At 39.1% G+C, this 25,610-nt stretch carries 23 protein-coding genes; 8 read left to right on the plus strand and 15 right to left on the minus strand.

Annotated elements, in window-relative coordinates; translation table 11 throughout:
- Positions 1-11 precede the first annotated feature (11 nt).
- Together rimM and trmD are read left to right on the plus strand one after the other, a co-directional pair.
- A complete protein-coding gene (gene rimM / locus IEE83_RS02860; protein ID WP_194119114.1) occupies positions 12-578 on the plus strand; it encodes a ribosome maturation factor RimM in 567 nt (188 codons plus the stop codon).
- Entirely contained in the window at positions 568-1,242 is a 675-nt protein-coding gene (trmD, locus tag IEE83_RS02865; RefSeq protein ID WP_194119115.1) for a tRNA (guanosine(37)-N1)-methyltransferase TrmD, read from the plus strand. Before rimM ends, trmD begins: the two co-directional genes overlap by 11 nt.
- A gap of 35 nt (positions 1,243-1,277) precedes the next feature.
- Here the strand turns inward: trmD and IEE83_RS02870 are convergent, their stop codons facing one another.
- Positions 1,278-1,721, minus strand: a complete 444-nt coding sequence (locus IEE83_RS02870; protein WP_194119116.1) for a GNAT family N-acetyltransferase — start codon at positions 1,719-1,721, stop codon at positions 1,278-1,280.
- 53 nt (positions 1,722-1,774) lie between these two features.
- Complete coding sequence (locus IEE83_RS02875; RefSeq protein ID WP_194119117.1) at positions 1,775-2,806, minus strand: RluA family pseudouridine synthase; 1,032 nt, start codon at positions 2,804-2,806, stop codon at positions 1,775-1,777.
- Positions 2,807-2,914: 108 nt separating this feature from the next.
- Here IEE83_RS02875 and IEE83_RS02880 point away from each other — a divergent pair, with 108 nt between their 5' ends.
- Positions 2,915-3,823 carry a 1-aminocyclopropane-1-carboxylate deaminase/D-cysteine desulfhydrase gene (locus IEE83_RS02880; protein WP_194119118.1) on the plus strand — a complete coding sequence of 303 codons (909 nt, stop codon included), beginning with the start codon at positions 2,915-2,917 and terminating at the stop codon, positions 3,821-3,823.
- Between the two features lie 258 nt (positions 3,824-4,081).
- Here IEE83_RS02880 and IEE83_RS02885 read toward each other — a convergent pair whose 3' ends face one another.
- The 3 genes from IEE83_RS02885 to rfaD form a co-directional block, all read right to left on the minus strand.
- Positions 4,082-6,328: a monovalent cation:proton antiporter family protein gene (locus IEE83_RS02885; protein ID WP_194119119.1), complete on the minus strand. Its 2,247-nt coding sequence runs from the start codon at positions 6,326-6,328 to the stop codon at positions 4,082-4,084.
- Between the two features lie 108 nt (positions 6,329-6,436).
- Entirely contained in the window at positions 6,437-7,888 is a 1,452-nt protein-coding gene (sufB, locus tag IEE83_RS02890) for a Fe-S cluster assembly protein SufB (protein WP_194119120.1), read from the minus strand.
- Between the two features lie 156 nt (positions 7,889-8,044).
- Positions 8,045-9,010, minus strand: coding sequence for an ADP-glyceromanno-heptose 6-epimerase (gene rfaD / locus IEE83_RS02895; protein ID WP_194119121.1), 966 nt, complete (start codon positions 9,008-9,010; stop codon positions 8,045-8,047).
- A 188-nt stretch (positions 9,011-9,198) separates the two neighbouring features.
- Between rfaD and IEE83_RS02900 the strand changes: the two genes are divergently transcribed.
- The 3 genes from IEE83_RS02900 (at position 9,199) to IEE83_RS02910 (ending at position 11,592) form a co-directional block, all read left to right on the plus strand.
- Complete coding sequence (locus IEE83_RS02900) at positions 9,199-9,618, plus strand: 6-pyruvoyl trahydropterin synthase family protein (protein WP_194119122.1); 420 nt, start codon at positions 9,199-9,201, stop codon at positions 9,616-9,618.
- A 69-nt stretch (positions 9,619-9,687) separates the two neighbouring features.
- On the plus strand, positions 9,688-10,803 hold the full coding sequence (gene lpxB / locus IEE83_RS02905; protein WP_194119123.1) for a lipid-A-disaccharide synthase: 1,116 nt from the start codon (positions 9,688-9,690) through the stop codon (positions 10,801-10,803).
- Positions 10,804-10,950: 147 nt separating this feature from the next.
- Positions 10,951-11,592: a response regulator gene (locus tag IEE83_RS02910; protein WP_194119124.1), complete on the plus strand. Its 642-nt coding sequence runs from the start codon at positions 10,951-10,953 to the stop codon at positions 11,590-11,592.
- Here IEE83_RS02910 and IEE83_RS02915 read toward each other — a convergent pair.
- The 10 genes from IEE83_RS02915 to IEE83_RS02960 all read right to left on the minus strand — a co-directional run bounded on the left by IEE83_RS02915 (position 11,589) and on the right by IEE83_RS02960 (position 24,285).
- Positions 11,589-12,653: a response regulator gene (locus tag IEE83_RS02915; protein ID WP_194119125.1), complete on the minus strand. Its 1,065-nt coding sequence runs from the start codon at positions 12,651-12,653 to the stop codon at positions 11,589-11,591. The genes IEE83_RS02910 and IEE83_RS02915 overlap by 4 nt on opposite strands.
- Positions 12,654-12,668: 15 nt before the next feature.
- Positions 12,669-13,889 (minus strand): PAS domain-containing sensor histidine kinase, encoded by a 1,221-nt coding sequence (locus tag IEE83_RS02920; RefSeq protein WP_228101654.1) that lies wholly within the window; start codon positions 13,887-13,889, stop codon positions 12,669-12,671.
- Positions 13,890-14,026: 137 nt separating this feature from the next.
- Positions 14,027-15,391: an oxygen-independent coproporphyrinogen III oxidase gene (hemN, locus tag IEE83_RS02925; RefSeq protein ID WP_194119127.1), complete on the minus strand. Its 1,365-nt coding sequence runs from the start codon at positions 15,389-15,391 to the stop codon at positions 14,027-14,029.
- A 131-nt stretch (positions 15,392-15,522) separates the two neighbouring features.
- A complete protein-coding gene (locus IEE83_RS02930) occupies positions 15,523-16,230 on the minus strand; it encodes a sulfite exporter TauE/SafE family protein (protein WP_228101655.1) in 708 nt (235 codons plus the stop codon).
- Positions 16,230-16,682 (minus strand): FixH family protein, encoded by a 453-nt coding sequence (locus IEE83_RS02935; protein WP_194119128.1) that lies wholly within the window; start codon positions 16,680-16,682, stop codon positions 16,230-16,232. The genes IEE83_RS02930 and IEE83_RS02935 overlap by 1 nt, the downstream gene beginning before the upstream one ends.
- A gap of 53 nt (positions 16,683-16,735) precedes the next feature.
- Positions 16,736-18,190 (minus strand): cytochrome c oxidase accessory protein CcoG, encoded by a 1,455-nt coding sequence (gene ccoG / locus IEE83_RS02940; RefSeq protein WP_228101656.1) that lies wholly within the window; start codon positions 18,188-18,190, stop codon positions 16,736-16,738.
- Positions 18,191-19,222 carry a c-type cytochrome gene (locus tag IEE83_RS02945; RefSeq protein WP_194119130.1) on the minus strand — a complete coding sequence of 344 codons (1,032 nt, stop codon included), beginning with the start codon at positions 19,220-19,222 and terminating at the stop codon, positions 18,191-18,193. It lies immediately after the preceding gene.
- Positions 19,223-19,307: 85 nt separating this feature from the next.
- Positions 19,308-21,455: a cytochrome-c oxidase, cbb3-type subunit I gene (gene ccoN / locus IEE83_RS02950; protein WP_194119131.1), complete on the minus strand. Its 2,148-nt coding sequence runs from the start codon at positions 21,453-21,455 to the stop codon at positions 19,308-19,310.
- A 69-nt stretch (positions 21,456-21,524) separates the two neighbouring features.
- The gene (ccoS, locus tag IEE83_RS02955; RefSeq protein ID WP_194119132.1) at positions 21,525-21,698 is read right to left on the minus strand and encodes a cbb3-type cytochrome oxidase assembly protein CcoS; all 174 of its coding nucleotides are present in this window, start codon (positions 21,696-21,698) and stop codon (positions 21,525-21,527) included.
- A 136-nt stretch (positions 21,699-21,834) separates the two neighbouring features.
- Positions 21,835-24,285: a heavy metal translocating P-type ATPase gene (locus IEE83_RS02960; protein ID WP_194119133.1), complete on the minus strand. Its 2,451-nt coding sequence runs from the start codon at positions 24,283-24,285 to the stop codon at positions 21,835-21,837.
- 191 nt (positions 24,286-24,476) lie between these two features.
- On the opposite strand from IEE83_RS02960, the gene IEE83_RS02965 reads away from it, so the two are divergent.
- Positions 24,477-25,388, plus strand: a complete 912-nt coding sequence (locus IEE83_RS02965; RefSeq protein WP_194119134.1) for an RpnC/YadD family protein — start codon at positions 24,477-24,479, stop codon at positions 25,386-25,388.
- A 9-nt stretch (positions 25,389-25,397) separates the two neighbouring features.
- Positions 25,398-25,577, plus strand: coding sequence for a hypothetical protein (locus tag IEE83_RS02970; protein ID WP_194119135.1), 180 nt, complete (start codon positions 25,398-25,400; stop codon positions 25,575-25,577).
- The last annotated feature ends 33 nt before the right edge of the window (positions 25,578-25,610 follow it).

Consider the following 25,610-nt stretch of genomic DNA (forward strand, 5'->3'; position numbering starts at 1 on the left):
TCAATACTACTTTGACACACGATAGCAGTTTTTTGCTGGGCTATATCGTTCGTACCCATGGTACGACCGGGGATGTTGTTATTTTTCTGGATGTAGATTATCCGGAAGATTATGAAGATCTTGATTCTGTATATTTCGATATAAGAGGAGATTTGGTGCCGTATTTTATCGAGCGTTTCAATTTACAAAAACAAGCCAAAGCGATCGTAAGATTTGAAGACGTTAATACGATTGAAAAAGCCCAGGCTTTGGTTGGTACTTCGCTTTATCTGCCTCTGGATTCTCTTGCTGAGCTGGAAGAAGAAGAATTTTACTATCACGAGATCAAGGGTTATACCGTGGTTGATGAAGTACAAGGAGAATTGGGAATTGTCCGGGAAGTTTATTCTCTGAATGGGCAGGATTTAATTTCGATGGAATATCAGGGTGTTGAAGTTCTTATTCCAACAGCCGAAGATATCGTATTGAAGGCTGATAAAGAAAATAAGAAATTATTGGTGAATTTGCCGGAAGGTTTACTGGAAGTTTATCTGGAAAACGGTTCTGACAGCGATAATACTCCTGACGATGCGGATTGATATTATTTCATGTGTTCCAAGCCTTCTGGATAGCTTCTTTGCGCACTCCATACTCAAACGTGCGCAAGAGGGAAAGTATGTGGAGGTAGTCGTGCATGATTTGCGTGATTATTCTGGCAATAAGCATCGTTCTATTGATGATTATGCTTTTGGCGGAGGTGCAGGTATGGTTTTACAAATTGAACCGATTGCCCGTTGCATACGCGCTTTACAGGCCGAAAGGGATTATGATGAAATAATTTATCTGACTCCGGACGGCGAATTGATGGAGCAGAAAATGGTGAATACACTTTCTTTGAAGGGAAATCTGATTATGTTATGCGGTCATTACAAGGGCGTTGATCAGCGCGTTCGTGATATTTTTATTACCAAAGAAATCAGTATTGGAGATTACGTTTTATCAGGTGGAGAACTTGCAGCAGCGGTTCTTGCTGATGCTATCATTCGTTTATTACCAGGTGTATTAAACGATGAAACTTCTGCGCTGACAGATTCTTTTCAGGATAATTTACTGGCACCACCGGTTTATTCCCGTCCATCTGATTTTGAAGGCCACGGAATTCCGGAAATATTAGTATCTGGTCATGAAGCCAAAATTGAAGAATGGCGGTATGAGCAGTCATTAAAACGGACCAAAGAAAGAAGACCGGATTTACTTAAATAGTATCCGGTCTTCGTTTTTTTTATTTGAAAATCTAATTAAAAATCCAGATTACAATTAATCCATTCATCATCAAAGTTGGTACCATATTTCCGGTAGAAACCAACAGCGGAGGTGTTCCAGTCCAGCACCTGCCACATCATTCCGGTGCATCCTGTTTGTTTTGCAGCAACAACAGTCGCATCAAAAAGAATCTTCCCAATACCATTTCCACGCATATCCTCGGTCACGATGATATCCTCCATATATAATCTCTTCCCTTTCCAGGTTGAGTATCTGTAATAGTACAGGCAAAGACCGATGATTTTAGAATCATCTTCTGCAACGAAAAAGTTGAAAAGATTTTCCTTGTAATCGCGGGACATTTTATCGACATTATTACTAACCTGATCCAGTGCTCTTTCAAAAATAGCAAGCTCTTTTACGAGTTCGAAAATGGCGGGTATATCTTCAACTGTACCTTGGCGGGTGGAAATATTCATTGTGTCAGGTTATTATTTGAACGATTGAATAAGTGCTTTTTAGTTAATTTATACTATTGGTACTTGATAAAATTCTCCCATTTATCAACAATGGTTTGAAAATTTTCGGGGAGCTCCGTATCAAATTGCATCCATTCTTTTGTAGTCGGATGCACAAAACCAAGAGATTTTGCGTGTAAGGCCTGTCCAGGCAGTAATTTAAAATTATTTTCTACAAAAACCTTGAAACTGCCGGTTGTTCCACCTCGTAAAATTTTGTCTCCGCCATAAACAGTATCATTAAAAATCGGATGACCAATGTGTTGCATATGAGCGCGGATCTGATGCGTTCTGCCGGTTTCAAGATTACATTTAACGAGAGAAACATATCGCATTGATTTCAAAACCTCGAAATGTGTTACCGCATGTTTTCCCTGAGAACCATCCTCAAAAATATCCATCACGCGTCGATCCTTTGCACTTCGCCCGATATAGCCTGTTATTGTCCCTTTATTTTCTTTCGGCTCTCCCCAGATCAGAGCGTTGTAAGTTCTTTCAATGGTATGGTCAGAAAATTGTTTTGCCAGAAAGGTCATGGCAAATTCCGTTTTTGCAATAACTAAAAGTCCGGAAGTATCCTTGTCAATTCTATGCACTAAACCTGGCCGGCCTTCACCATTTCTTCCTGTTGGCAGATTTTGAAAGTGATAAACCAGCGCATTGATCAAAGTTCCTGTCCAGTTTCCAAAAGCCGGGTGAACAACCATTCCGGTTGGTTTATTTACCAGAAGCAAAACATCGTCTTCATAAATAATTTCCAGCGGAATATTTTCAGGAATAATTTCTGTGTCACGCGGTGCATTGGGAAGCAATAACGTGATGATATCAAACGGTTTTACCTTGTAACTTGACTTTGCAGGTAAACCATTTACTTTTACGGCCTCCGCTTCAATACCATTTTGTATTTTTGTGCGGGAGGCATTGGCAACATGGACATTCAAAAATTTATCAAGCCGCATTGCTGTTTGCCCTTTGTCGGCCACAATCCGGTAATGTTCAAATAAATCGTCTTCGTCGGCACCGTTATCTATTTCGTCTACGAGCATTTGGTCTGGTGTAATATGAAATGTAAACGATTGATAACTGAATTCAAATCAGTATTCGGGAAGTTTACATCAAGGATCTTAATCTAAAAAACAAAATTACCAAAATTCGTGGACTTACTGGTTCCTTCATTACCGACACCGCTTCTGGAAATATCTGATGAGGTCATTTTAAAGTCTGGTGTCAGATTATTTATCAAACGTGATGATTTAATTCACCCAACGGTTTCAGGAAATAAATGGCGGAAATTGAAATATAATCTTAAACAGGCGAAATCAGAAGGAACAACGACTTTATTAACTTTCGGAGGTGCTTTTTCCAATCATTTGTATGCAACTGCGGCGGCGGGCAAATACTCAGGTTTTCAAACAATTGGTATTGTCAGAGGGGAAGATCCTGGTGAGAAAAAATCTTCTACGTTGAAATTCTGTGAGGCGCAGGGGATGGTTTTACATTACGTTTCAAGGGAAGAATATAAGCTCAGAAATTCGGATGATTATATTAACGGGCTAAAACGAAAATTTCCAAATACGTTTATAATTCCGGAAGGCGGTACCTCAGAATTTGCTTTGAAAGGAGTGGAGGAGATGACGGAAGAGGTAAATCAACAATTAGGTTTTACTCCTCATTACTATGCAATTGCGGCGGGAACTGGCGGAACGGCTGCCGGGATACTTTCCTCGGGTGCTAATGTGGTGGCATTTTCAGCTTTAAAAGGCGGAGATTTTTTAGAAACTGATATTTTAAATATGGTTGAGGAAAATGATAGTCGAGGACAGTTAAAACTGTTTACAGAATATCATTTCAAGGGCTATGCCAAATACACACAGGAATTACTTGATTTTATATTGATGTTCAAAAACAATCATGGAATCCAGTTGGAACAGGTTTATACCGGGAAAATGTTATTCGGCTTATATGATTTGATTGAGAAGGGATATTTTAAAACCGGGGATTGTATTGTGGCTGTTCACACGGGTGGTTTGCAGGGGCTTTTGGCGGAGTTGAAGCAGGATTAATTGTGGTGAAAAGGAATGGAATGATTTAGGCTCGATGTTTCTCTCAGTATACTATGCGTACTACGGTGAAAATAAACACAAAGCGCACAAAGGTTTACACAAAGAAGTACAAAGGCTGGATTTTAATTCTTTTGAGAATAATGGGAATACCATGTGATATTATTACACTTTGTGCCGTTCGTGCAAAACTTAGTGAATCTTTGTGGTAAAAAATAAGTGCGAGAAATCATTATCAAAGACTTTAATATAGTCTAATTCCTACCAAATACTATCCTTCCGCTGAATATAATCCTTAATCAAATCCCTTTCCCCGGCAACCCACAAAACATCTTCCTTTTCAATAATCACTGAAGAATCCGGATTAAGTATACGCTCACCATTTCTTTCCAGTCCAACCACCATACCATGCGTTTGCTCACGAATCTGACTGTTTCTGATTGATTTTCCTATGATATTAAATTCACTTTTAACTTCAATTCGTTGCAGCGTAATTTTGTCTTCCTGAGCCAGATAAGCTTCGCCATTTCTGCTGATTTCTACGTGTCCACGGAAGTTATCCAGTTGATCATCGGTGCCAATTACTTCAATTCTGTCATATGGATATAAAACTTCCGTCGGGCGGGGGAGTTGGATTGTTTTGGTACCACGTTCGATTAGTACAACATTAATTCCAAAACTTTCCCGTATTCCGAGTTGCTGCAAACTTTTTCCAATTAAAGAAGAATCCGGACTTACTTCTAAAAAAGCAAAATGCGCGTCCCATGGTAATAATATTTTCTTCGATTTTCCACTTCCTTCCAGTTGTCGGGCATTAAGGTTTTGCAGAAATCTGTCTTCAATTTTGCTGTAAAATAATTGAAGACGTTGATAAAATATTCCTACCGCAAGCACCATAATCCCACCTGCAATCATCAGTGCCGTTGGCGTTTCAAAAAAGGAATCAAGAAGAAATCCCATCAGAATTATTCCGATTAAAACTCTTGACAATTCAAGTAATAACAAGGGTCCGCGACTATATTTTCTGCTTAACCAAAGTGCCGAATAAGCTTTTCTATTGGATCGTTTAAAAATTAACGCCCAGATAAATGGCGAGATAAATAGAAAGGTTAGTGCGAAAAATGCAGATAATGTCACATAAGTTTTAGGTACCCGCTGAAAAATCTGTGGAGCAATTTGTCGTGACATGATTGACACGATGCCGATAATAACAACAGAATTTAAAACAACAGTTTGCGCGTAAGATTGAAGAATTAAATTCCAATGCGTCGTCTTCGCGATTGTTGCGGTACTGCTGCTGTAACGGTTCAACCGGCTTCTCCATGATTCAGGCAAACGTTTGTCAAACCAATCATAAAAAGGCTCGGAAGCCTTCATCATGTATGGTGTTGTGAATGTGGTAATCACCGAAACACCAACCGCGATTGGATATAAAAATTCGCTTGTAACTTTTAGCGATAATCCCAGATTGGCAATAATGAAAGAAAATTCCCCGATTTGAGATAAACTCATTCCCGCCTGAATAGATTTTTTTAAAGGCTGACCGGAAATGACAGCGCCCATGGTAACATAAGTAGTTTTTCCTAAAATCACCACGAAAACCAAAATGGCAGTAGGTACGGCATATTCAACCAAAAGTTTAGGATTGATCAGCATTCCCACAGATATAAAGAAAATCGCCCCGAAAAGATCTTTTACCGGTTTCAGAAGATGTTCAATTTTTTCTGCGTGTGTAGTTTCAGCCAATATTGAGCCCATAATAAAAGCGCCCAAAGCAGCTGAAAACCCCGCTTTGGTTACCAGAAAAACCATCCCGAAACAAAGCGCGATGGAAGTGATCAAAACACTTTCATCATTCATTAAATTTCGAAAACGGCGGAGCAGCGTGGGAAAGATAAAGATCCCACCTAAAAACCATAAAATCAGGAAGAAGAAAAGTTTAGCTATGGATTCCAGCATTTCCATTCCCGCAAATTGCTGACTGATGGAAAGTGTTGAAAGTAATACCATCAACAAAACAGCTGTCAGATCTTCAATAACCAGTATCCCAAATACGACGCTTGTAAATTGCTGTGTTTTTAAACCTAGTTCTTCAAAAGCACGGAAGATGATTGTTGTTGAAGATATGGCTATAATACCTCCTAGAAATAAACTGTCAATTTTAGTCCATCCTAAAAGCTGTCCGGTTACAAATCCGGTGACAAGCATTAGCGTAACTTCAAAAAGTCCAGTGATGGCAGCAGTACTTCCAACCTTGACAAGTTTTTTGAAACTGAATTCTAATCCAAGATTGAAAAGAAGAAAAATAACTCCGATCTCTGCCCAGATTTCGATGGTTTTAATATCAGTGATAGTAGGGAAAATACTAAAATTGGGGCCAACGATCAGGCCTGCAAGAATATATCCTAAAACAATGGGCTGCTTTAATTTTTTGAAAATGATGGTAATGATACCAGCCATTGTCAGGATTAACGAAAGGTCTACAATTAGCTGTGGAACATGGGTCATTGGGTACTAATATTTCGCGGAAAATATAATAATACCAATAAAATACAAAAAGCCTTTGATGATTCAAAGGCTTTTTGGCAATACTTGAAAAAATGAAATGCAATCCGCTTATCCTACACTACCTTCCAAACTGATTTCCAGAAGCTTCTGCGCTTCAACAGCAAATTCCATGGGAAGTTGATTTAAAACTTCTTTTGCGTATCCATTTACAATCAGAGCAACCGCTTGTTCCGTAGGAATTCCGCGTTGGTTGCAATAAAATAATATATCTTCTCCAATTTTTGAAGTAGTTGCTTCATGCTCCACCGTTGCTGACGGATTGCTAACTTCTATGTAAGGGAAAGTATGCGCACCGCATTTATCACCCAACAGCAACGAATCGCATTGAGAGAAGTTACGTGCCTTATCTGCCTTTTTGAATACCTGAACTAATCCACGGTATGAATTCTGGCTTTTTCCAGCCGAGATACCTTTTGAAACAATACGGCTTTTGGTGTTTTTACCGATATGGATCATTTTTGTTCCTGTATCAGCCTGCTGCATGTTATTGGTAACAGCAACAGAATAAAATTCACCAATCGAATTATCCCCTTTAAGAATTACCGAAGGATATTTCCAGGTTATCGCTGAACCGGTTTCAACCTGAGTCCAGGAAATTTTAGAGAAAGCACCATCACACAAACCACGTTTTGTAACGAAGTTGTAGATACCACCTTTTCCATCTTTATCACCAGGATACCAGTTCTGAACAGTTGAATATTTCACATTTGCATTTTCATGTGCGAAAATTTCAACCACCGCAGCGTGCAACTGATTTTCATCACGCATTGGTGCAGTACAACCTTCAAGATAACTCACGTGACTGTCAGCATCTGCAACAATTAATGTACGTTCAAACTGACCTGTACCAGCCGCATTGATACGGAAATACGTGGAAAGCTCCATCGGGCATTTAACACCTTTTGGAATATATACGAACGATCCATCAGAAAATACTGCGGCATTCAGGGCTGCATAAAAATTATCTTTTGGCGGAACAACTGAGCCAAGATATTTTTTAACCAGATCCGGATGTTCACGAATGGCTTCACTGATCGAACAGAAAATAATTCCTTTTTCTCTTAGTGATTCCTTAAATGTTGTAAACACAGATTCCGAATCCATAACGGCATCAACCGCAATAGAAACACCTGAAAGCCTTTTTTGCTCATTTAAAGAAATTCCTAAACGCTGGAATGTATCACGCAATTCAGGATCTATATCATCCAGGCTTTCAACAACTTTTTTCTTTTTTGGTGCTGAATAATATTTAATTGCCTGAAAGTCAATTTTAGGATAATGTACATTTGGCCATTTAGGCTCAGGCATTTTCAGCCACATCGTAAAAGCCTTCAAACGCCACTCAAGCATCCATTCAGGTTCATTCTTTTTTGCGGAAATAAACCGTATAGTGCTCTCATCCAAGCCCATAGGAGCTTCGTCTGCTTCAATATCAGTTACAAATCCGTATTTGTATTCCGAACTGGTGATTTCCTCCAACAATTCTTCTTCTTTGCTCATAGTCTTATTTATATCACTCTATGGTTGTTATACATGTAACACACAGAAATGACATTGAGTTTATAGATAGACTCAAAAATACGTAAAATTCTGGACAAAGTTATGACCGGGATCATAACTTGTATCCAGAATTCGGTTATTTAGACGGATGAAATATTAGAGATAACTTCCTGACGAAAGATAATCCTTCACATATTCACTAACTCCTTCTTCCAATGTATGAAACGGCTTTGTGTAGCCAATTGCATGCAATTTGCTCATATTTGCCTGCGTAAAATACTGATATTTATCACGAATATCGGCCGGCGTATCGATGAAAGAAATGTCCGGCGTTTTATCCATGGCAAGGAAAGTATTCGTTACCAGATCTTTGAAAGTACGCGCTTTTCCGCTGCCAAGATTATATATGCCTGAATCTTTGCGGTGATGCATGAAGAATATACAAACGTCGATCAGATCCTTTACATAGATGAAGTCGCGCATTTGCTCGCCGTCTTTAAAATCAGGATTGTGCGAACGGAAAAGTTTCATTTTATCCGTTGCCTTAATCTGGTTGAATGCATGGAAAATAACCGAAGCCATACGTCCTTTGTGGTATTCGTTCGGTCCGTATACGTTGAAAAATTTCAAACCAACCCAGAAGAAAGGTTTTTTCTCCTGCTTCAATGCCCAGATATCGAAATCGTTTTTAGAATCTCCATAAGGATTCAACGGTTTCAGTTGTGGAATAAGAGATTCGTTATCATCGTATCCAAGTTCTCCCAATCCGTAAGTTGCTGCTGATGAGGCATAAACCAATGGAATTTGATAGGCAACGCATTTCTCCCAGATCTGTTTCGAATAATCAAGATTGAGCTCGTTGAAGATATCTACATCGAACTCCGTAGTATCGGTTCTGGCACCGATGTGAAAAATGAACTCAACATCCCTGTTGTTTTCATCAAGCCATTCAAATAAAGAACTACGTTCAACACGCTCTTTAATTGTCTTTCCTTCCAGATTCTCTGCCTTCTCGATTTTTGAGAAATCGTCAACGGCAATGATGTTACTAAAGCCTTCCTGGTTGAGTCTGCTGATCAGACCGCTCCCGATAAATCCGGCTGCACCTGTTACTATAATCATATTAGATTATTTGTTTAATGAGGTTAAACTGTAAAAAGAATGCCAGATAAGAGGAATTCTTTTGTTCAATCTACTCATGAAATTTTCTTTTTAAATTGTATTTTTTTGAGTTAACCACTAATATTTTTACAAAACTACCGATACAAGATGTAATTTTGTAACATTATTAGAAAGGGAAGGGAAAATTTATGATTTACGTAACGAGAAAAGAGCATTTCAACGCAGCTCACCGGCTTTTTAACCCGGCTTGGTCAGAAGAGAAAAATCAGGAGGTATTCGGGCCTTGCGCCAATAATAACTGGCATGGACATAATTTTGAGTTAATAGTAACGGTAAAAGGTAAACCGGATCCGGATACCGGGTTCGTGATTGATTTAAAAGTTTTGGGGGATTTGATTAAGGAAAAGATTGTTGACAAGGTCGATCATAAAAACCTGAATCTTGATGTGGATTTCATGAAAGACAAAATGGCTTCCTGTGAAATTTTTGTGACAGAAATTTGGAAAATCCTGGCTCCTGCGATTCAGGAAGTGGCTTCAACTGCACAATTACATTATATCAAACTGGTGGAAACACCGAAAAATTTCGTAGAATACTACGGCGAATAATTCTTTACAGGTATCGGCTGATTTTTTAGACTGGCCGATACTTTTCTTCTCTTCTACAAATATCTCAGCATGAAATACTACCTCATTGCCGGCGAACGTTCGGGTGATTTACACGGTGCCAATCTGATGAAAGGAATAAAATCCAATGATCCGGAGGCGCAGTTTCGTGGCTGGGGCGGTGATATGATGCAGGCGGAGGGAATGGATCTGGTGACACATTATAAGGATACCGCTTTCATGGGTTTTCTGGAAGTAGCGAAAAATATTCTTAAAATTACCGGCTTCCTGAAAAAATGTAAAAAGGATATTCTTGCTTATCAGCCGGATGTAATTGTACTGATCGATTATCCGGGATTTAACTTACGGATGGCTGCATTTGGTAAGAAAAACGGATTTAAAATCTTCTATTATATTTCTCCCAAAGTCTGGGCGTGGAATCAGAAACGTGCCTGGAAAATCAAAGCAAACATCGATCACATGTTTGTCATTTTTCCGTTTGAGATTGATTTTTACAAAAAATTTGACTTCAAAGTGGACTATGTCGGCAACCCTTTAATGGATGCGATTGAAGCTTTTAAGCCAGATCCGGAGTTTATGAAAAAGAATAATCTGGATAATAATCAGCCTGTTATCGCCTTGCTTCCCGGTAGCCGCAAACAGGAAATAATCAATATGCTGGATCTGATGTTAACCGTTCAGCCACATTTTCCGGATTATCAATTTGTTATTGCAGGTGTGAAAAATCTTCCTTCATCTTTGTACGAAAAATATGAAGCGTTGGGAAATGTTTCTGTTGTATACGAGTCAACCTATGATTTACTGTCGGTATCAGAAGCTGCACTTGTGACATCCGGTACTGCAACTCTGGAAACGGCATTATTAAATATTCCGGAAGTAGTTTGCTACAAAACGAGCGGCTTTTCTTACGCCGTTGCCAAAAGATTAATCCGGGTCCCTTTCATTTCTCTCGTTAACCTGATTATGGAAAAAGAAGTTGTCCGGGAGCTTATTCAGGATGAACTGAATGAAAAACACTTGGTAGAGGAATTGAAATCAATTCTGAAAAACGGAGAGAAGAGAAATATCCAGCTCGATGATTATAAAAAGCTCCACCAACTGGTAGGCGGATCAGGTGCTTCACAAAAAACAGGAAGGTTAATAGAGAAATATTTACAAAAGTTATAGAATAAATTTGTAGATATTCTGCTACGAAATTTGAGAAATTTTGCTACTTCTTTCTAGCAAAAAGTAAATTACTTTTGCACAGCGTGCAGGGAATATGGCCTTGAAAGCATGTATTAGTATCACCATACCTCCTTTACCTAATTGATTATGCGTCAGGTGCTTTTAATTAATAAGGATCCGGATATGCATTCGGATTTGAACTCGCTTTTTCAGGAAAATAATTATGAAAGTGTAATATTGGATGAAGTTGAGACAGGAAATGAGGCGTTAAGAAAAGTGGTAAATGATTCTTACGACATGCTGATCCTGAATCTTGATTTGCCAAATACGAATATGCTTGGGTTAATCAATAAATTAAGACTTTTAAATCAGGACTTACCCATACTGATATATTCCTTAGAGCTTGAATATATTTTCATCAAACGATATCTCACCAGCGGCGTTAATGGTTATTGTTTTTTCAAAAATGGTGATGTTGGCGAAATCCTGGATGCAGCTGTCCGCATAAGCACGGGAAAGTGGTATATCAGTCAGGAAATGGTTGAACTAATTGTTGAAAAAGCATTATACAGTAAGAAAATAGATCGTTTCGATAATCTGGATGAGCAGGAATTTGAAATACTTACGCACCTGATAAAGGGAGATACAGTTGCCAATATTGCCAAAATCATGGGCGTACATTTACCAACGGTTTCTGTTTATAAAACCCGGATTCTTGATAAACTAAGAATTACCAGTTTGCTTGAATTGAAAAACATAATCAAAATACCGTTACTTTCCGAAAGCTAATTTCGCATCCGGGCAAGTTTTTCGTAGTCTAGTACCGTTATCAGACTGCCTTTCATATCAACGAGTTTCTCTTCTTTAAAATCCGATAAAGTCCGGATCACCGTTTCCGTTGCTGTACCTACCATAGAAGCAATGTCTTCACGGGTAATGGCCATCGAAAATGGTTTGGAACGATCTTCCTGATAACGCTGCACGAGCATCACCAAAGCCTGCGCAACACGCTTTCTTACAGAGTTATATGCTAATTGCAATAGTCGCTCTTCACGATCTTTAATCTCATTAGAAAGCATTTTAATAAACTTAGTCGCCACTTCCCGGTTTCCCTGCAAAAGGTTGAAAAAATCATCTTTTGGTATCATCGCCACTTCTGATTTTTCAAGGGAAATGGTAGTTTCCTGGTAAGGTTCACCTTGAAGCAAATCCAGGTAACCGAAAAAATCGCCTTCCTTATATAACTCAGTTATGTATTCTTTTCCGTTGTCGTTCGACTTATATGCTTTTACCTTCCCTTTTTGAAGAAAGAAAACGTTGGAAGGAAAGCTGCCCTCGGTATAAATGGTCTCCTTTTTTCTCAGCGTTTTTGTTTTTTTATCGTCCGCCAATTTTGTGATCAGATCAAAAGATTTTGCTTCGTGAATAAATTCGTCCAGACCTTCCGCTGTGCGTGTAAATTGTCCTTTTAACCGCTCGCTCTTTTTAAGGCGCATTTCAACGGCATTTAATAACTCGACATCGTCATAAGGTTTTGTCAGATAATCATCTGCGCCCATGGTCATTCCCTTCCGGTAATCATTTTTTTCTGCCTTCGCAGTCAGAAAAACAAATGGAATATTGGCTGTATGATCATCTTTGCTAAGCAAAAGCAGTACTCCGTAACCATCCAGTTCAGGCATCATAATGTCACAAATAATTAAATCCGGTCTTTCGTGATGTGCAAGCTGAACGCCTTCTTTTCCATTGTGTGCAGTCAAGACGTGATAATTGGCCAATTCCAGAATTTCGGCTGTATTTTCACGCATTTCAGGGTTGTCCTCAATCAATAATATTCTTTTATTTTCCATTATAGCGTTGACGTATTAATTAGCGGGTAAATGATCCGGCAGTTGGATATTGAAAGTGGTGCCTTTATTAACCTCACTGGTAAAAGAAACTTCTCCACCCATCAGATTGACATAATTTTGTACGATGTTTAATCCCAAACCGGTTCCCTGAGCATTCCCGGCATTATTTGCACGGAAAAAACGGTCGAAAATATGCATTTGGTCAGTCTCAGGTATACCAATTCCCTGATCTGCAATTTCAATTAAAATGGTTTTTCCGTCGGCTTTTATATCAAATCGGATTAATTTCCCGGGATCAGAATATTTGATAGCATTTGAAATCAGGTTAAAGATTACGTTACGAAGCAATTGTTTGTCTACCCAAACACCGTTATTTCCGGTATAAGAAAATGAAATCGTTTGTCCTTCTTTACACAAACCTTTGATTTCCTCAATTAATCCTTCACAAAAAACAGGCAATTCTGTGTAAACCGGAACACTATGAATTCTTCCTTCTTCCAGTTTTCCAATAGACATGAAATCATTTAAAATCTCAGTCAGGTTAGTAACCGCAGATTTTATCCGTTGCACGTGTTTCTGTCTTTTGTCCTCTTCTTCACTTTTTGGATATCGCCCAATGAGAGAGGCTGAGGAAAGAATTGTGGCCAGCGGCGTACGGAATTCGTGCGAAGCAATGGTCACAAACTGACTTTTCATATTGTTCAGCTCACGTTCTTTTTTCAAAGCACGCATGACTTCTTCCTGTGATTGTTCAATTTTATAAATTGCCTTTGCCAATTCTTCGGTTCGTTGATTTACGCGTTCTTCCAGTTCTGCATTCAGTTTCTGAATTTCCTGATTTGCTTCCTGGATAATATTTTCCTGTTTTTTTCTTTCCGTAATATCAATCACAAAACTTACAACAAACTGTCCTTCACTGGTTTTGAAAGGACTTAAACTAACTTCCACAGGAAATTCACTTCCGTCTTTTCTTCTTGCAAAAAGTTCAAGAGAGCTCCCCATTCCGCGTGCATGCGGCGATTCCAGATAATGATCGCGGTGATGAACGTGGGCTTTTGAAAGTCTTCTCGGGATAAGACTTTCGATTTTCTGATCGACAAGTTCTTTGTCGTCGTAACCAAAAAGTTCTAGTGCCTTGGGATTCAACATCACAATAACTCCTTCTTTGTTGACTACAACAATTCCTTCGGTGGCATGTTTAAAAAGTGCGTCGAGCATTTCAATGTGCCGTGTCATGGCTTTTGTATGTTTTTCTAAATAAGTCGTACTAAACATACCAAGTTACAGGACATATGTGAAGGGAACAAACGAAACAGAAACAATGATAGAATGAGTGAATGACAGACTGAGTGAATAATGGCTCAAATTTCAACTCATACGGTCTGACTAAATTGGTTACTTGCCGGTGATTCTGCCCATAATTTTGCGTCGAAAGCCATGCATACATTTCTTACAAAAGCTTTTCCGGTTGGGGTTACACGTAAACGATAAGTTTCAATTTCAACCAGTTCATCGAATTGCAATTCAGACAACCGTTCCAGTGCTTTGTACAAATCGTCGCACACTTCATCCGCATTTCTCCATGTCGTTTCAAATTGCGTCATGATCCTGAGAATGTGTTTCCGAAGAATCAGATCTTCTTTTGTCAGTTCATGACCTTTGATAATTGGTAAATGTCCGGCGTTGATTTTCTCATAATATGCCTCAACATTTTTTTCATTCTGAACATAACCAGTCCAGCTGTCGCTGATCGAAGAAGCACCCAAACCGATTAGAAGCTGCGTATGCGTATCGGTATACCCCATGAAGTTTCTGTGCAAACGACCATCTTGTTGTGCTTTGAAAAGTTCATCCGTTTCCAATGAAAAATGATCCATACCGATATCATGATAACCGGATAATTCCAGTGCATTTCTGCCGGTTTCATAGATCGCCATTTTTTTATCAGGATCGGGCAAATCACTTTCGGTATATTTTCTCTGTCCCGGTTTAATCCAGGGAATATGGGCGTAACTGTAAAAAGCAATTCGGTCGGGGCGAAGCTGAACAACGCGCATAATCGTTTCCATCATCGTGCAAACTTTTTGCATCGGTAAACCGTAAACAATGTCATAGTTCACAGAGGTATACCCAATTTCTCTCGCTTTTTTTGTCAGATGACTAACCTGTTCATACGTTTGCTGACGGTTAATCACAGCCAGTACCAACAGATTAAAGTCTTGTACGCCAATACTTATTCTGCGAAAACCGACATTGAAAAGCGCTTGCAAATGTTCATCCGTTGTATTTCCGGGATGCGCTTCAAAACTGAATTGTGCTTTTGGATGAACGTCAGCATTTTTCAGCAAACCTTCAATCAGTTTTGTAAGATTTTCAGGACTGAAAAAAGTGGGTGTTCCTCCTCCTAAATGAATTTCTCTGATGACAGGTTTTGTTTCGCCAAAAATGGAAAAATACAATTCCCATTCTTTCAAAACTGCATTGATATAAGTTTCTTCTACCTTATGATTAATCGTAATACGCGTATTGCAGCCACAATAAGTACACAGACTTTCGCAAAAAGGTAAGTGTACGTAAAGACTGATTCCTTCTTTTTCGTTGGAAATAGTGAAAGCTTCTTTGGAAAGTTTTTTCCAGTTTTGTTCTGTTGGCGGCGTTTTTTGCCAGTATGGAACAGTTGGATAACTTGTATATCTTGGCCCGGGAGTATTGTATTTAAAAAGCAAATCCTTATCCATGGGAGTCGTGTTTTGAATTAAATTCTATACTTCAAAACTAGTCAGGCGCTGCGGCTAAAAACATGACTTAAATCAGCTGGAAAACTTACTTTTGAAAGGAATTTTACCTTTTGAAATGAAAAAATGAAATTCTATTTGCCGTGACAAACCGTAATGGTATTAAGATTAGAAGAATTGTTGGCAGTATATTGGATCAATATTCCTCTCATAATCAGAATAATGCCAGCCAGTGTCAGCATAAATGGCGTGAGTTTTCGAATATGCATACGAAGTGAAATTGAAAACCATTGTTTGAAAAAACCTACCGCCATCATCGCAGGCAAAGTTCCCATTCCAAACATCAGCATATAAAAACCGCCATTAAAAGCATTTCCGGTTGCAATAGAACTGATCAGCGCCAGATAAACCAGGCCGCAGGGGAGTAATCCGTTTAAAACTCCAAGTAAAAACCAGCTTTGCATTTTCCGGCTTCGCAGCATTGCTGACATTTGTTTTTTCAAATGTTGAATAAACTTTTGCCAGAATTTTGGAGGATGAAAATAGGGATCCAGTCGCGTTGGCCAGAAAACATATAGCAGCATTAACACTCCGGCAAAAATAGAAAGATATCGGAGATAGCCGATCCAGGCAAAAGAGTAACCGAGGGATCCCAAAGCAATTCCCAGTGCTGCATAGGTAAAAGTTCGGCCGGTATTATACAAAGCCAAACCGGCAAATTGCTGAAACCGGTTTCCTTTTTGTACAGGTAATGCCAGCGCAATCGGGCCGCACATGGCGATACAATGAAAACTGCTCAGTAATCCCATTGACAAGGCAAGATAGGGCAGTGCATTGTTCATCACATTTCCTTTTTTGAAATCACAACAACGCCTTCATTCCAGTAGGATTTTTTTCCATTTTTCCAGTCAATTTGCAAATAATAACGGCCTGGTTTAAGGTCTGATCCAGCAATTAACTGATCATTGTTTTTCGCTTTTACTGGAAAATTACGATCCTTCGTATTATCTGATGGACAATACAATTTCACATTTCCGGTTAAAGTATCTTTTGCAAATTCTTCTGGATAATGAATAATGATTCCCCTCTCTTCCACTTGCCAGATTAATGGATTTTTCAATTTTTTGGCGAGATTTACTTTATTTATTTTGTTTTGAAATTGAAGTTCTTCTTCATAATACTGATCCGTTACCAGATCGATTTTCTGGCTGGCACTCATGCCTACCAGCAAAAGTATCATGGCCACAAATCCGGCATAGAGTATTGCAATGCCTGCGCCCCAGTTTATTTTCATGATATTTTTTGTTTAATTATTTGAAATATGATTTCTGAGCAAAGCGCTTTTAATCATTCTTCCGGTGCCATGAACGTGGTTTCGAAAGTTTCCAGTTTTTCCTTTGCCTGATAAACAGAAAGTTTGAGTTTTGTTTTACGATTTTTTAATTCGCTTTTTGGTATGATAATGAAAACGGTCCCTTCCGACATGCCAGCTCCTTCCAGCGTCAAATCCGGTTTACCGGCAAAAAGTAAAGTGCCTTTTGGTGAATCAAGATGAATGACCGGTTTTACAATCTGGTTTGTCTTATTGAAAATTTTGAAAGTGTATAAGTTGCTGATCGTACCATCTTTATTTTCAATATACTGACTTCCCGGTGCGCGAAATAAAGTTGTCTGTGTATCATTTCTGGAAACGACCAGATATCCAAGTGCGGACCAAAGCAGAACCAGCACAAAAATATATCCTCGCGTACGATTTGTAATTAGTTTATTGACACCACTGACAATCGCATTTTCGGAAGTGTATTTGATCAAACCTTTATCAAAACCTACTTTATCCATGATTGAATCACAGGCATCGATGCAGGCAGTGCAGTTTACACATTCCATTTGGGTACCATTTCGGATATCAATTCCGGTAGGGCAAACGGCGACACATTGAAAACAGCTGATACAATCTCCGGCAGTCCGGTCATGGCCTTTATGTAACTTTTCGCGGGGTTCCCCGCGTTTGTAATCGTAGGCAACGACAATAGAATTTCTGTCCATTAATACACCTTGCAGCCGTCCATATGGACAAACAACCGTACAAGCCTGATCACGCAGCCAGGCAAAATTGAAGTAGAAGACCGCAGTGAAAATGATTATTCCTGAGAAAAACGGAACATGCTGACTTATCGGCTCGCTAATAATTTTTGACAGTTTATCAACACCAATTACGTAGGATAAAAGCAGATTGGCAATAAGGAATGAAACCAGTAAAAAAGAGAAATATTTAGTACCCTTTTTTAGAACTTTGTCACCAGTCCAAGGGCTTTTGTTTAGTAGTTTTTGTTTGCTGCTGTCACCTTCAATAAAGTACTCGATTTTCCGGAAAACCATTTCCATAAAAACAGTCTGCGGACAGGCCCAGCCACACCATAAGCGGCCAAAAATGGTTGTGAACAAAACAATGAAAACCATGAAGGATAACATCGTAAGTCCAAAAAGCCAGTAATCCTGCGGTCCGATGAACAAACCGAAAATGATAAATTTTCTTTCAAGAACATTGAAAAGCAAAAGGGGCTGATTGTTGTATTTTAAAAAAGGCGTTACAAATAACAAAGTAAGAATGACGACTGTAAACCATATACGCCGGTTATGCCATACTCCTTTTGGCTTTTGCGGATAAAACCAATTCCGCTTTCCATCTTCATTGATACCATTAAAATGATCCCGAAAAGAATCGTCGGCGGGAGGCGTGGAAACAGGAATTGAGTTTGGTGTAATCATTTCATCAGTCCAAATGGACGTTAATTCTTTCAACTATTTAACCGCTATCGTACTATCCGCAGACATTTTACCTTCTTCAAAAATGTCCCCTTGCGGTTCCTTGGGATTTGCCGGTTTACTTCCTTTTAGAGATAGTACGAAACTGGCCACTTTCTGAATGTCAGTCGGAGAAAGCTGTTTTTCCCAGGAGATCATGCCTTTTTCAGGAACGCCGTATTTTATTACTTTGAAAAGATTTTTAATATTTCCGCCGTGCAGCCAGTATTTGTCGGTGAGGTTTGGACCAACTCCACCGCCGCCTTCAACACCATGACAAGCTGTACATTTTTCCTGAAAAATTGCCTTTCCTGCATCAATTCCGGCAGTTTCTGTGAGTTGGGTAACTGTATTTTCATCCATACTTGAACCTACTTTTTCCAGATAAGCTTTTTTCTCAATATCAGCCATCGCAATTTCCTTGTCGAGTTCGGCGATTTGAGAATCACCCATGCCGCTGAAATAATATGCTGAATATCCGATGGCGATTAAAACCGTTGCCAGAAATAAAGATTGCAGCCAGGGAGGCATCCGGTTATCCAGTTCCTGAATTCCGTCATAATCATGACCATCAATCAGGATTGTTTTTTCATCACTCAATGCGACACCGAGGCCAGCGAATTTTTTAAACCAGCTTGTTTTTGGAGCAGTTTCAGGAACGGTATTCGTAACCTGTTTAAGTACAGAAAGTGCATTGGCTAATAAAATAATGACCAGCACCATTATGAAAAATAACAATCCCAGTAACATTAAAAGTAAAATGTCGGTACCGGAAATTGCACGAATTTCTTCTTTTTGTTCCTGAGCGAAAGCCGGAACAGACAGGAGGAAAAAGGTAATCAGGGACAGGATTCCTTTTTTGATACTTCCATCGTTTAATGGAATGTTTTTCATTTTGTTGACGGACTTATTATCCAGTTTGAAAACGTAAAACAGAAGTGCAACAAAGAAGACAAAAAATATGATGAGGGAAATGAGCGGGAAAATTCCCACACCCGCAATGGTTTCGAGATAGTTTCGGAATTTCATGTTTATATATTATTTAGGTAGGGGCGACCCTCGTGGTCGCCCGGATTTCAGATTGTCAGGATTTGGGCAACCACAAGGGTTGCCCCTATCGCGTTTTTATATCAGTCCCCAATCGTTGCAGATAAGCAATCAGCGCAATAATTTCCTTATTCTCATTGGCCTTGATCCCGCTTTGTTTCAATCTTGACTGGATACCCAACGCCTGTTTATGGAGCTCGGCATTAGCAATTTTATCATACCCTTTTTCATACGGAACACCAAGTGTCTGCATCGCACGGATTTTTCCAGGGGTGGAAGCAGTGTCCAGATCATCTTCCAATAACCAGCCATAACGAGGCATGATTGAACCCGGCGACATCGAAGTTGGATCTTCCATATGATTATAATGCCATGAATCAGGATATTTTCCACCAATTCTATGCAAATCCGGACCGGTGCGTTTAGAGCCCCACTGGTGCGGGTGATCATAAACAAATTCTCCTGATTTTGAATATTCTCCATAACGTTCAATTTCGGAACGAAAAGGACGAATCATTTGTGTATGACAAACATAACATCCTTCCCGAACATAAATATCGCGACCCTGAAGTTCGAGTGGGGTATAAGGTTTTACACTGGCAATGGTCGGAACATTGGATTCGATCATGAAAGTTGGAATCATTTCAATCATCCCACCAATGGAAACAACGAGAAGTGCAATAATTGTGATCGTGAGAGGTTTACGCTCCAATAATCTTTGGTGCCAGAATTCTTTTTGCTCCGGATGCCAGACAGCGGCTAGCGGCATTGCTTTTGCTTTTTCAAACGGAACAAGATTTCCTTTCAAAGCTGTCATCCACAAATTATAAATCATTACCACAAAACCAATGATGTATAAAGTACCACCAACACTTCTTAGGAAATATAATGGTGCAAGCTGTGTTACCGTTTCAAGGAAGTTAGGATATTTCAACAAACCTTCAGCTGTAAATTCCTTCCACATAGAACTTTGTACCCAACCAGCCCAATACATTGGAATGGTATAAAACAAAATCCCTAACGTCCCGATCCAGAAATGGAAACTGGCAAGTTTTGGAGAAAACAGAGGGCGATTGTACAAACGTGGGAAAAGCCAGTAAAGCATACCAAATGTCAGGAAGCCATTCCAGCCTAACGCTCCTACGTGTACGTGAGCCACGATCCAGTCGGTATAATGTGCGATGGCGTTCACATTTTTGAATGCTAGCATAGGACCTTCGAAAGTTGCCATACCATACGCGGTGATTGCAACGACAAAGAATTTCAACACCACATCTTCACGAACTTTGTCCCATGCGCCTCGTAAAGTCAAAAGTCCGTTCATCATCCCGCCCCAGGATGGAGCGATCAGCATCAAAGAAAATACAGTTCCCAATGTTTGAGCCCAATCCGGCAACGCTGTATAAAGCAAATGGTGAGGACCAGCCCAGATGTAAAGGAAAATTAATGACCAGAAATGGACGATGGAAAGTCTGTAAGAATAAATAGGGCGATTCGCCGCTTTTGGCAAAAAGTAGTACATCAAACCCAAATAAGGTGTAGTCAGGAAAAACGCTACTGCATTGTGTCCATACCACCATTGAACCAAAGCATCCTGAACACCAGCGTAAAGAGAATAACTTTTGAAAAGTGAAACCGGAAGTTCCAGATTATTAACCACATGGAGCATCGCAACCGTCACAAACGAAGCAATATAAAACCAGATCGCTGCATAAATATGTTCAACACGGCGGTGAATGGTTGTCATCACCAAGTTGGTTAAGCCTGAAAGCCAAACTACTGCAATCGCGATATCAAGCGGCCATTCCAATTCTGCATATTCCTTGGCGCTGGATAATCCCATCGGCAAAGTGATGGCCGCGCCTATGATAATAAACTGCCATGCCCAAAAGTGAAAACGACTTAAAACCGGGCTCCACATGGGAGTGCGCAAAACCCTTGGTGCTGAGTAATACAGACCGGTGAAAAATCCGTTTCCTACAAAAGCAAAAATAACAGCATTAGTATGAAGCGGCCTGATTCGACTGAAAGTGGTGTATGGTAAATCCATATTTAAGTTTGGAAATACAAGCTGAAAGGCGGCAAGGAGACCGACAAGCATACCGATAAGTCCGAACAGGATCGTCGCGATAGCAAAGTTTCGTACGATTTTATTATCATATTGAAACTCGTCCAGCTCAATGGATGCGATACCTGGATTGGGAAGGTTTGACATAATTTTTGAGAGCAGAATGGTGAATAGATATTGGTAATGATTGGGTAGAATGACTTAATTCGGAGTTATTTAGGTAGACTTTTTAGCCGGTTTTTGATTTGTGTTTCCGTCATCCAGAAGTATGCGCATGGCTGGCGTGCAATCGTCATCAAAATGACCTTTTCGGACCGACCAGATAAATGTGCTGAGGAAGCCTAATGCTACAAACAGGCTGACGAGAATCAAAACATAAAGGGCGCTCATGAGAATTTTTTGTTTGTTATTTTTATTGATAATCAGAGTTTTAGATCAATTGTTTCTTCTGATTTTCATGAACCAAAACTACCTGAGTTGATGTCGGTAAACGATGATTTTTGAATGGTATTTAAACTGATGTTTATCAGCTTTTCATCCATTTTCTGGCTGAGATATTAGTTGCGATGGTGGTAAAAAGGACGATGGTTATGGAACTTAAGGGCATAAGAATCGCTGCGATTACCGGTGATAATTTTCCTGCAACTGCAAAGGATAAACCGAAGACATTATACAAAAGTGATATGGCAAAACTGATCTTGATAATGCGCTGACCGGATTTGGCAAGATTGATAAAAGAAGGAAGTTTTTCCAATTGATTTCCTTCCACAATGGCATCGCAGGCGGGAGAAAAATTGTTTATATCATCTGAAACAGCCAGTCCGACATTACTTTGTCGAAGCGCTCCTGCATCATTCAGTCCATCGCCGATCATCAAAACATTTCTTCGTTGGTTTTTTTGTAAACTTTCAATAAAACGAAGCTTTTCTTCGGGTTTTTGTTCAAATAACAAGTTTGAATCTTTCCCGAAAATCGGTGATAATATAGCGCGATCAGTCTGTTTGTCGCCGGATAAAAGATACGTTTCAAATCCTTCTTTTTGAAGTACTTTAACAGTCTTTGCCAACTCGGGGCGGTATTTGCTTTTAAGTGTAAAATAGCCCCTTATTTGTTTGTTAAAGGAAATATAAACATGTGAAGCATTATCCGTTTTCTCTGTTGGGTCTGAATTTTCGACCCATTTTGATGATCCTAATTTTACTTCTGTTTTTCCCCAGAACGCTTTAATCCCAGCACCTCCGGTTTCTTCAAAATGCATCAGCACCCGTCCGCTTCCAGTCACATTTTCTAGTTTTTTGACTAACATTCTGCTTAACGGATGAGAGGATTGCATGGCTAATGTTTTGATAATAACCAGTTCAACATCAGTTAGTTTATTCCCAAAAAATTCGATTTCAGCTTCGTTGGTCTGTGTTATGGTTCCTGTTTTATCAAAAACAATGGTATCAATATGCGAAAGTCTTTCAATGGCATCTGCGTTTTTTGGATAAAAACGGAATTTTCCAAAGAGACTTAATAAATTTCCATTTGTAAAAGTTGAAGATAGTAACAGCGCACATGGACACGCAACGAGCAAAGAAGTTGTAAAAGCTCTGAAAGCAGTTTCGTGTTCATTCAATATAAAAAACCAAAACAGAAAAGTAAGACCGGCGATAACCAGTACAACTGACGAAAAATACCGGTTAATTCGAGCTGCAAGTGTCTGGTTTTGATTCTCTTTTTCTTTGGTAAAAGTGTCATTATTCCAAAGCTGGGTAAGATAACTTTGTGATACCTGTCTCAATACTTCCAGTTCAACAGACAATCCTGTCTGTTTCCCCCCGGCGAAAATGGTATCACCTTTTTTGCGTTCAACAGGTTCGGCTTCTCCGGATACAAAACTGTAATCGATTAATGCTCTGTTGCTTAGCAATACTGCATCTGCCGGGATTAATTCCTGGTTTCTGACAAGCATTTTATCGCCGTGGGAAAGTTCAGTGATGGGGACACGGTTTTCTTTTCCGTCTTTTAGGACAGTGACGGCTACCGGGAAATAAGATTTGTAATCTCTGTCGAAAGAAATACCAGCATAGGTTTTATCCTGAAAATATCTTCCGATCAACATGAAAAATACAGCACCAGTCAGGGAATCAAAATATCCCGGGCCAGTTTTGGAAACGATTTGGTATATACTGGTCAGAAAAACACAAAGAAGAGCCAGAGCGATTGGCGCATCAATATTTAGATATTTACCTTTTAAAGCTGACCAGGCAGATTTGAAAAAATCAGCGGCGCAATAAAAAAATACCGGCAGACTTAATACGAAATTGATAATGCTAAAAAGTGTCCGGAGATTCTGATCCGATGAACTTTCGCCCAAATGGAAATATTCCGGAAAACTCAAAAGCATGATATTACCAAAAGCAAAACCGGCAATCCCGATTTTATATAATCGGGTTCTGTTCCATTTCTCGCTTTGAGTTCCTTCTACGTCGTTTAAGCTGATGTAAGGTTCGTATCCAATTTTGGTAATAAGTGCCGCCAGTTCACTCAGTTTAATATTTTGAGCGTCAAAAGTTATTCTTACTTTTTTTTCGGGGAAATTAACTACTGAACTTCGTATGGCTGGATTTAATCTGTTCAATTGTTCCAGCAGCCAAATACAGGAGCTGCAATGTATTTTAGGTATCAGCCAATTGACACTGGAAAGTTTCCCGTCGGTAAATTCCAACAATTTTTTGGAGACTTCCGGCAGATCCAGATGGTCGAATTTTCCTTTAAAATAATTTGAATCAGGAGATATTCCCTGTGCTCCGTCAATGGCATAATAACTGCAAAGATTGTTTGCATTCAGAATGTCATAAACCGTGGAACAACCTTCACAACAGAAATCATGACCGTCGGAGTGAATGATTTCCTCTCTGCATTCCTCACCACAATGATAACAGGAGTGCTTGTCAGGTATCTGTTTGTCAATAATCAATTCGGCAGATTTCATAGTTGAGAAGGTGGGTTTAAAATCAGCGTTTAAAATATCATGAAGCGTAATGTGACACTTTTCTAAAATGTTAGTCAAAATTGGCGGATTTGAATGGGAGAGAAGATGACCAGCATCTTCAAGCTGGGTGACTTTTGTCAGTATTGGCAATTCTTTTCGCAAAATGAGTGACTTACATGATGTGTTAATACATGCGTAAAAAGAATGATATATTATTAAAAAGTGCTTTTGAAGAGGCATTCCCGGATTTGTTACGGTTCTTTTTTGAAGATGCTGATAACATTTTCAATATGGATCGTGGTTTTGAATTTATGGACAAGGAGTTGAGCGAATTATTTCCTGAACTTGAAAAACAAGGCGGCAGCAGATTTGTGGATATGCTGGTTAAAACTTTTCTGGGGAGCGGAGAGGAAGAGTGGATATTAATTCATATTGAGATTGAATCGGTGTCTGGTAGGAATTTCGCAAAAAGAATGTTTCAGTATTATTACAGAATCCTTGATCGTTTTGAGGTTGAAATAGTTGCGTTGGCAGTTTTTACAGGGAAGAAAAATCAAAACCAGCCTGCCTTTTATCAGAAGAATTTTCTTGGAACGAAGATTACGTATGAATATAATGCCTACGGAATTCAGCAGCATAGCGAAAAAGAGCTACTTGCTATGAATAATCCATTTGCATTTATTGTTTTGGCTGCGCAGAAGGCCTTGTTAATGGGTAAAATTCCGGAGGAAGAGTTGGGGGAACAACGGTTAACTATTGCAAGAGCGCTCATTCAAACCAAACAATATGATAATGAGCAGATAAGGCGTTTTTTGTATTTTTTGAAGACATTCATTCACATAGAAAATTTTGAAATAAATAGTAAATTTGATAAAGAAATCAATTCATTAACCGGTAAAGAAACTGCTATGGGAATTATTGAAACGATAAAAATGCTGGCAAAGGAGGAGGGAATTGAAAAAGGACGTGAAGAAGAAAAAGTTATAATAATAAAACATCTTCTTAAAATTTCCGACTTTGATGTGGATAAAATATCCTTTCTGACTGGTGTGGCAAAGGAATTTATTGAAGAGGTGAAAATTGATTTGAATAATAACCGGTGAGAAACTGCTATGGGAATTATTAAAACGATAAAAATGCTGGCAAAGGAAGAGGGTGAAGTAGAAGGTTTAGAAAAAGGACGTGAAGAAGAAAAAGTCATAATAGTAAAACATCTTCTTAAAAATTCCGGCTTTGATGTGGAAAAAATATCCTTTCTGACTGGTGTGGCAAAGGAGTTTATTGAGAAGTGAAAATTGATTTGAATAATAACCTGTAAGAATCTA

This window comes from Dyadobacter subterraneus, assembly GCF_015221875.1.
GTDB lineage: Bacteria > Bacteroidota > Bacteroidia > Cytophagales > Spirosomataceae > Dyadobacter > Dyadobacter subterraneus.